Source organism: Bradyrhizobium sp. Kon56 (genome assembly GCF_055807635.1).
This window is the reverse complement of the sequence record NZ_JBVVOU010000089.1, coordinates 1-2,084: the sequence shown is the minus strand read 5'-3', so window position 1 is coordinate 2,084 and position 2,084 is coordinate 1. Positions and strand designations below refer to the sequence as shown.

The following is a 2,084-nucleotide window of genomic DNA, read 5'->3' as shown; positions in this document are numbered from 1 at the left end:
CTCCTTTCTTGGTCGATCTTTGCAGCCTTTGCGCGTCGTCACGCCCTACATGTTCGCCTTGCTGGGGAGTTTAGACGCTCCACTTCCTGCCTGACCGTAGAACGTTTGTAGGATGCTTCGCCAATCCGAAATGAACAGCGAGTCGATTTCGCAAGGTTCTGCGGAAGGCAGCGATGAGTGAGAAAGGACGGCGCTGTGGTCCGCACATGCGCGGAGGTTAGTTGCCTCGCGGGCGGAGTTGTCGGCGATCACACGGCAGGATTCAACCGAAGTTGGCGTCTTGCATGTGGCACGGTGCCCGCGCCGTCGACGTGCCCCGCAAGACCATTGTGCACAACTGTCCACCAGGACAGTCGGTGAGGGGCGGAAACGCCAGACGCGGCCGAAGCGTATTCGGCTGATTTTGGGGACGAAGAATCATGAGACTAGGTGAAGCGATTGCGGAAATTCTCAGGCGCGAAGGCATCGAAATTCTCTGCGGTTATCCGGTTAATCACCTGATCGAATATGCTGCAAAAGCGAACATCCGCCCCGTCATGGTGCGCCAGGAGCGCGTTGGCATTCACATGGCGGATGCGATCTCCCGAGTGACCTCGGGCGAGAAGATTGGCGCCTTCTGTATGCAGCACGGCCCCGGCGCAGAGAACGCGATGGGGGGCGTCGCGCAATGTTTTGGTGAGTCCGTCCCCGTGCTGGTGCTGCCGATGGGCTATCCGCGCCGGATCGCCAACATCGAGCCAAATTTCAACTCCAGCCAGGCGATGCGGCCTTTCTCGAAATCGTCCGAGCCGATCCCGCTCGCCCCGGAAGTCACCAATATCTTCCGCCGCGCCTTCACCAAACTGAAGAACGGTCGCGGCGGACCGGTGGTGGTCGAAATCCCCACGGACATGTGGAATGAGGAGGTGCCGGAGCCCTTGAACTACACGCCGGTGCTGCGCACCCGCTATGGCGCGGATCCTGCGCACATCAAGCAAGCGGCGGCGCTTCTTATCGGCGCCAAACGGCCGGTGATTTATGCAGGCCAAGGCGTGCATTATGCCCGTGCCTGGCCGCAACTAAAGCGGCTTGCCGAGCGGCTCGCCATCCCCGTCACTACGAGTCTGGGCGGCAAATCTGCCTTTCCTGAAACGCATCCGCTCTCGCTCGGTTCCGGCGGGGTCGCGATGCCGCGCGCCGTGTCGAAATTTTTGGCCGAAGCGGATGTCATCTTCGGGATCGGCTGCTCCTTCACCGAGACTGATTTCGGCATCGCCATGCCCAAGGGCAAGACCGTAATCCACTCGACGCTCGATCCCAACCATCTCAACAAGGATGTCGAAGCGAAAATCGGCCTGGTCGGCGATGCCGGTCTCGTGCTCGATGCGCTCTTGGAGGAGGTCGGCAAGAGCGTCACATCCGATCGCGACGCGCGAGGGGTGGCGGAGGAAGTTGCAGCATCGCACAAAGAGTGGCTCGCAAAGTGGATGCCGAAGCTCACGAGCAATGACGCGCCGCTCAGCCCGTATCGCGTGCTATGGGATCTTCAGCACACAGTCGACATCAAGAACACCATCATCACTCACGATGCGGGCAGCCCACGTGATCAGCTCACGCCATTCTGGAAGTCAGTCGAGCCGCTGTCCTATCTCGGCTGGGGTAAGACGACGCAACTCGGCTACGGCTTGGGGCTCGCAATGGGCGCGAAGCTCGCGAAGCCGGACAAGCTCTGCATCAATGTCTGGGGCGATGCGGCCATCGGATTTACCGGGATGGACTTCGAAACGGCTGTGCGCGAAAGAATTCCAATTCTATCGATCCTGCTCAACAACTTCTCCATGGCATGCGAGCTAAAGATCATGTCGGTCTCAACCGAAAAGTATCGCGCGACCGACATCTCCGGAGATTATGCCGCAATGGCGCGCGCCTTCGGTGGCTATGGCGAGCGCATCACGAGGCCTGAAGATATCGTGCCCGCGATCAAGCGCGGCATCGAGAAGACGCAGGCCGGCATTCCGGTGCTGCTCGAATTCATCACCTGCAAGGAGAACGAGATCTCACGCCCCGGGACATGAGGCCTGACCTCCCGGCATCACTCCGCGGAC

1 protein-coding gene is annotated in these 2,084 nt (G+C 60.2%); it reads left to right on the top strand.

Annotated features, from left to right (window positions below; genetic code table 11):
• The first annotated feature begins 419 nt into the window (after window positions 1-419).
• On the top strand, window positions 420-2,054 hold the full coding sequence (locus AC0L3B_RS38050; protein WP_473382667.1) for a thiamine pyrophosphate-requiring protein: 1,635 nt from the start codon (window positions 420-422) through the stop codon (window positions 2,052-2,054).
• Window positions 2,055-2,084 lie beyond the last annotated feature (30 nt).

Bases quoted from the DNA above. Each gene is read 5' to 3' on its own strand.
- AC0L3B_RS38050 (WP_473382667.1), top strand. From the start codon at position 420: ATGAGACTAGGTGAAGCGATTGCGGAAATTCTCAGGCGCGAAGGCATC.